A 6,000-nucleotide genomic window follows, 5' to 3' on the forward strand; every position below is an offset into this window, starting at 1 on the left:
TTGAGGACCGCTCGACGTGCCCTGCAGCACACCTCCCCGCCGGCCGACCTACCCTCTCACACATGCCCGCTCAGCTGCGCCAGCCGGGTCGCGAGCGCGTCGACCATCGCGTTGGCGTGCTTGGCCGTCATCGCCGACCGGCGGTCGCCGCCCTGGCTCGACACCGGGAGCACGTCGATGTACAGCTTCGCGCCGCCGGCCAGCGCCCGCAGCGCGTCGACCTTGTCGCCGAAGGGCGAGCCGCTGCCCGGCGAGTAGTACTGCACCGTCTCGTCCACGTAGTCGGGGTAGAGGTCCGTCTTGGTGACCGCAATGACGAGCCAGACCGGCTTGTGCCGGCGCACCGCCATCGAGGCGATCCGGTGCGAGGTGATCGTCCAGTCCTCCAGCTCCGCGGCGAGCTGCTCCTCGCGGGTCGCGGCCGCCACGCCGGTGGTGCCCGCCGTCCGCCGCGGCGTCGCGTAGCCGTTGGCGACCACGTGGATCACCCCGTCCACCGGCTCGTCGTTGAACACCTCGTCGAGGGCACCGAGCCGGGTCGCCGCGTTGTCGCCCGGGACCACCAGGAAGCGGAAGCCGTGCAGCCGCGCCGAATGGCGCGTGCGGCGCTCCATCACCGCCGAGCCGACCGCGGCCGCGCCCTCGCTGGACGCGTGCCGGGTCAGCCGGTCCACGAGCTGGCTCTTGCCGACCCCGGTCATCCCCGTCACGGCCACCATCGGGAAGCGCCCACGCAGCAGCCGGCCCACCCGCTCCGGAGCCGACGCGAGCCCGGTCAGCAGACCGCCGAGCAGGGTCGCGCCCAGCGCGGTGTGGCCCGAGCTCGGGATGATCGTCCGGAATCGGGACGGGGTGTGGGACAACGCAGCCTCCTCGGCGTGCTGGTCAGGAGCCAGTCGGCAGCTCGAGCCTACGTTCCGTAGGGCGCCGGGTGCGCGCTCCCGGGGGCGTCGGCCCGGCGGGAGGCGACCTTACCGCGCGGGGCGGGTGGGCGGCATACGGCTGACGTATGCCGCTCAGCCCGTTCCCGAGGCAAGCCGCCCCGGGCGGGTGGCGGACGCCCGACGAGGTGGTCGGGCTGCGGTGGGGACGGCGACGACGGTCGAGTGGAGCGGGTCGATGGTCGTGTCGGCCCGGCCGCGGCGGGACAGGTAGCCGTGCCAGAGCAGACGGGCGGCGCTCGAGCGCAGCGGACGCCAGCGCTCGCCGAGACCGTCCAGCGCAGTGGGGTCGGGCACCTCGTCCAGCTCGAGCGCCTCGGCGGTGGCGACCTGCAGGGCTCGGTCGCCGACCGGCCACAGGTCCGGACGGCCGAGGCAGGCCAGCAGGTAGACGTCGGCGGTCCACGGGCCCACCCCCGGCAGTGCGAGCAGGGCCCGGCGCGCCTGGTCGTCGGGCTGCCGGGCCAGCAGGTCCAAGTCTAGGCTGCCGCTGCGCACCGCCTCGGACAGGGCGCGCAGGTAGCGGTCCTTCTGCCGCGAGACGCCGTCGGCGCGCAGCTGCTCGGGCGAGGTGGCCAGGAGCCGGTCGGGGACCATGGCGCCGAGGCGGTCGACGATCCGGCCGTAGGCGGCCGCAGCGGAGGCGAGGCTCACCTGCTGCTCGAGGATGAGCAGCACGAGGGCGGCGAAGCCCGCCGGTCGGGTCCACAGCCGGGGGCGGCCGTACTGCTCGACCAGCCGGGCGAGGTCGGGGTCGCGGGCGATCAGCTCGTCGACGGCTGCAGTGAAGGTGCGCTCGTCCATCGTCTCGCAGTCTGGCACGCCCGGGGTGGAGTGGTTCGGCCCGGCGGTGCGACATCGCCGGGCCGCGGCCGCGTCAGGCGTGGTGCCGGGAGCCCGTCCGCCCGCGCCGGGACCGGCCGAGCAGCCACGCGCCGCCGAGCACGACGAGCGCTGAGAACAGGCCCGGAAGTCCGAGCAGGCCGGTCAGGACGGCGAAGGAGACCACGGCGAGCAGCACGAGGGGGCCGCCTCGTCCGGTCCGGAGGGCCTCCTCGCCGAGGATGCGGTCCGCCCGGTCGGGCAGCAGCAGCCACGCGGTCAGGTAGGCCAGCACGCCGAAGCCGGCGAGCAGCGCCAGCACGACGGTCACCACGCGGACCGCGGTCGCGGACACCCCCAACCGGGCCGCCACGGCCGAGCACACCCCGCCGACCCAGCGGTCGGTGCTGTCCCGGCGCATCGGCTGGCGCCGTAGCCACGCGAAGAAGCGGTCCGCGGTGCGGGAGGTCGTCGGCTCGTGACCGGCGGCACCCGTGGAGTCGAAGTTCGGGTTCGGGACTGGGTTGGAGGTCATGTACCTACTGTCGCCCGAACCGGAGGCCCCCGCGATGAGGGTCAGCCCTGACCGTCCCCTGACCCGACCCCTGACCCGACCCGGAGCCGGGCTCGTGGTGGCTGCTCCCGGTTGCCTGCTCCGGCCCGGTACGCCAGGACACAACAAGTGCGGCGCGGGCGTCCCGCTCGTGCGGGGACCTGCGGGGCGGGCCGGACTTGTTGTGTTCTTCGGTACGCGACACTGCCGGCCGTTGGTCCGGTCGGGGGCGGATAGCATCGGTGCTCCACCCGCTGACCGTGCGGACGGCGGCCGACAGACGAGGAGCGAGGCATGCACGAGTTGTTCGGGTCGCTGAAGGCCGACGAGAAGGACCTGGTCCGCGAGACCGACCCGGACCAGATGGCCCTGCTGGACGAGGACGATCTGCTCGCGCTGCACTCCCGGATCCGCAAGGCCCGCAACAAGCACACGAAGAACTACCGCCGCCGGGCCGCCGCCCGCGTGGAGGAGGTCGGCGGGCGCGGCGAGGCCCGCCCGAAGAACCGCCGCGCGGCCGAGAAGGCCGAGGTCTTCGAGGACGCGCTGGCGAGGGTGAGCCACGAGGTCGACCTGCGTGCCCGCCAGGCCGCCGAGGACCTGAAGGCACAGCGACTGGCGGCCGCGCGCGCGGGCCGGTCGACCGGCCCCGGCTCGGTGACCGCAGCCGGTCCCGGGAACGACGGGGCGGGGGCCGGACGTGAGCCGGCCGCGTCCAAGACCCCGGCCGATCGCAAGCGGACCGCCTCGACCCGGGCCGAGGGCGCGCGCCGCCAGGCCAAGCGCGACAGCCGCTGATCCCACCTCAGGGTGGGGCGACCCGGCAGGTGCCGACCCGGTCGGGTCGGCACCTGCCGGACGGCGAGCTCTCGCCAGTGAGTCGAACGCTCCCCGCGGGAGTCAGTCGTCCTCGGCGAGGTCCTTGCCCTTGGTCTCCTTGAGGGTAAGGATCGTCAGTATCGAGATGACGCCCATCGCCATGGCGTACCAGTTGAACGCGTTGGGGTTGCCCGCGTCGGCGAAGGCGGTCTGGATCAGCCCTGCGGTGCCGCCGAAGAGGGCGACCGCGATCGAGTACGGGACCCCGAGGCCGGTCGCCCGGATCGAGGTGGGGAACATCTCCGCGTAGACGGCCGGCACGACGGCCGTGGTGCTGCCGAGCAGGATCAACGCGATCGCCATCGCGACGAACAGCTGCCAGGCCTGGTCCTTGACGAGCCAGGACAGCGGGAACATGAGCACCACGATCAGGACCGTGCCGATCAGCATGACCGGCTTGCGTCCGATCCGGTCGGACAGCGCTCCCCAGAGCGGTAGCACGATCAGGAAGATCAGGTTGGCGAACACCCCCGCCCACAGCGCCCCCTCGGCGGACATGTGCCGCACGGTGATCGAGTAGGCCGGAGCGGCGACCGCCCACGTGTAGTAGATGACGGTCAGGCCGATGACCAGGCCGATGACCTGCAGCAGCAGCTTGGGGTGCGCGAGGATGGCGCGGAGTACCGATGGGCGCTCGCCGTGGCCCTCGTCCTCCTCCATCTCGGCGTCCTCGACGAAGATCTCGGTCTCGGTCATCTTGGAGCGCAGGTAGAGCGCGTAGAAGCCGAACAGGCCACCGAGGATGAATGGGATGCGCCAGCCGAAGTCGCCCATCTGCGTCTTGTCCAGCAGCATTGCCAGGACCGCACCGAGCAGCGTGCCGAAGAGCACCCCGATGGTGCCGGAGAAGTAGATCAGGCTCGACCACAGGCCACGCTTCTCGCGCGGCGCCATCTCCGAGAGGTAGGTCTGCGCGGACGGGAGCTCGCCACCGTGGGCCAGGCCCTGCAGCAGCCGGCAGATCAGCAGGATGATCGGGGCCAGGACACCGATCGTGCTGTAGGTCGGGGTGATCCCGATGACGAGGCTGCCGACGGAGGCCAGCGCGACCGCGATGGTCATCGACAGCTGCCGGCCCTTCCGGTCGGCGATCCACCCGAACACGAACCCGCCGAACGGGCGCGCCACGAACCCGACGGCGAAGATCGCCAGGGTGGACAGCAGGTCGGTGACCGGGTCGCCGCTGTGGAAGAACTGGTGCGAGAAGAACGCGGCGAAGGTCGCATAGACGTTCCAGTCGTACCACTCCATCGCGTTGCCGGTACCGATGCCGACCAGGGTCTTGCGGGTGCTCTGCTTGTGCACCCGGATGTGGGCGGCCTCGACGGCTTGGCTGTGATGGGGCTCTACGGTCATGACGTTGCTCCTTGCTCGCTCGCCCGCGCCAGGCGGTGCACGGCCAGGCCGGCATACACGGCGACGCAGTCGGCCAGGACCGTGTCGTCGAACTGGGCCAGCGGTGAGTGGTTCATCGGCGCGGTTGCCGGGTCCAGTCCCGGCATGCAGGCGCCGACCCCGAGGAAGGCACCCGGAACCTCGGCGAGCACCCGGGAGAAGTCCTCCGAGCCGCTGATCGGCTCGTCCAGCCCGGCGTAGCGTTCCGCGCCGAGCAGCTCACGGACCACACCGGCGCTGAAGTCGACCTCGCCCGGGTCGTTGATCGTCGGCGGGTACTGGTTCTCGAAGAGGATCTCGGCGGTGACGCCGTGGGAGGCGGCCACGCCGTTGACCACCCGGGGGATCAGCTCGGTCAGCCGAGCCTCGGCCGCGGGGGAGAAGCACCGGACCGTGGCGTTGAGCTCGGCGGTGTCCGGGATGACGTTGCGCGCCGTGCCCGCCCGGAACACCCCGACGGTGAGCACCACCGGGTCGAACATGTTCATCCCGCGGGTGATCATCGTCTGCAGCGCGAGCACCATCTCGGCCGCGGCGGTGACCGGGTCGTGGGCCGCGTGCGGCATCGACCCGTGCCCACCGGCCCCTTGCACGGTGATGTCCAGTCGGTAGGACGCCGACAGCATCGCCCCCGGCCGGCAGACGAACGCGCCGGTGGGCATCATCGCGGAGAACACGTGCATCGCGTAGGCGTAGTCGGCTCGCTTGCCGGCGGCGTCGAGGACCCCCTCGCGGATCATCACCCCGGCGCCGTCATACCCCTCTTCGCCCGGCTGGAACATGAAGACGACATCCCCGGGCAGGCTCTCCCGGTGCCGGCTCAGCAGCCGGGCGGCCCCGATGAGGTTGGTGGTGTGCAGGTCGTGCCCGCACCCGTGCATCGCGCCGTTGGTCGAGGCGAACTCCAGGCCGGTCTCCTCCTGCACCGGCAGCCCGTCCATGTCGCCGCGCAGCAGCACCGTCGCGGGGTCCGCCTCGCTGCGCCGCCCGCCGCGCAGCACGGCGGTCACCGAGGTCGTCTCCGTTCCGGTGCTGATCTCCAGTGGTAGGCCCTCGAGCGCCTGGAGCACGCGCTGCTGGGTACGTGGCAGGTGCAGCCCGACCTCCGGATCCTGGTGGAACTGCCTGCGCAGCCCGACCAGCTCGCCCTGCATCGCGCGTGCTTCTTCTCGTAGGTCCATGGTGCTCCTCTTCCGGGATCGGACCGGCCGTCGGAACAGGGTCGATGGCGGCCGGTTGCTCAGGGAACGACACGAGACAATCGAGTGCCCGTCACGCTAGTCCCATCTGGTAACACCCGACAAGGTTTCCACGACGGTGTCGTACGGTGCGGCGCATCGCGCCATGTCCATCTCGCGCCGCTGGTCCCGGTTGCGGACGAGCCCCCCGACCGCCGACAGGTATGCCGCC

Annotated in this window: 6 protein-coding genes; 1 reads left to right on the forward strand and 5 read right to left on the reverse strand. The window is 72.0% G+C overall.

Going from position 1 to position 6,000, the window contains the following annotated elements; all coding sequences use genetic code 11:
* Positions 1-56: 56 nt before the first annotated feature.
* The 3 genes from WMI84_RS03820 to WMI84_RS03830 form a co-directional block, all read right to left on the reverse strand.
* Positions 57-863, reverse strand: a complete 807-nt coding sequence (locus WMI84_RS03820; RefSeq protein WP_347350682.1) for a hypothetical protein — start codon at positions 861-863, stop codon at positions 57-59.
* Positions 864-1,016: 153 nt separating this feature from the next.
* The gene (locus WMI84_RS03825; RefSeq protein ID WP_347350683.1) at positions 1,017-1,745 is read right to left on the reverse strand and encodes a hypothetical protein; all 729 of its coding nucleotides are present in this window, start codon (positions 1,743-1,745) and stop codon (positions 1,017-1,019) included.
* Between the two features lie 73 nt (positions 1,746-1,818).
* Positions 1,819-2,298 (reverse strand): PspC domain-containing protein, encoded by a 480-nt coding sequence (locus WMI84_RS03830; RefSeq protein ID WP_347350684.1) that lies wholly within the window; start codon positions 2,296-2,298, stop codon positions 1,819-1,821.
* Between the two features lie 312 nt (positions 2,299-2,610).
* On the opposite strand from WMI84_RS03830, the gene WMI84_RS03835 reads away from it, so the two are divergent.
* Entirely contained in the window at positions 2,611-3,114 is a 504-nt protein-coding gene (locus WMI84_RS03835) for a hypothetical protein (protein ID WP_347350685.1), read from the forward strand.
* A 102-nt stretch (positions 3,115-3,216) separates the two neighbouring features.
* Here the strand turns inward: WMI84_RS03835 and WMI84_RS03840 are convergent, their stop codons facing one another.
* Both WMI84_RS03840 and WMI84_RS03845 read right to left on the reverse strand, forming a co-directional pair.
* Positions 3,217-4,551 (reverse strand): MFS transporter, encoded by a 1,335-nt coding sequence (locus tag WMI84_RS03840; RefSeq protein WP_347350686.1) that lies wholly within the window; start codon positions 4,549-4,551, stop codon positions 3,217-3,219.
* Complete coding sequence (locus tag WMI84_RS03845) at positions 4,548-5,771, reverse strand: M20 family metallopeptidase (RefSeq protein ID WP_347350687.1); 1,224 nt, start codon at positions 5,769-5,771, stop codon at positions 4,548-4,550. The genes WMI84_RS03840 and WMI84_RS03845 overlap by 4 nt, the downstream gene beginning before the upstream one ends.
* Positions 5,772-6,000 lie beyond the last annotated feature (229 nt).

It is taken from the genome of Intrasporangium sp. (genome assembly GCF_039812505.1).
In the GTDB taxonomy this organism is placed as follows: domain Bacteria; phylum Actinomycetota; class Actinomycetes; order Actinomycetales; family Dermatophilaceae; genus Intrasporangium_A.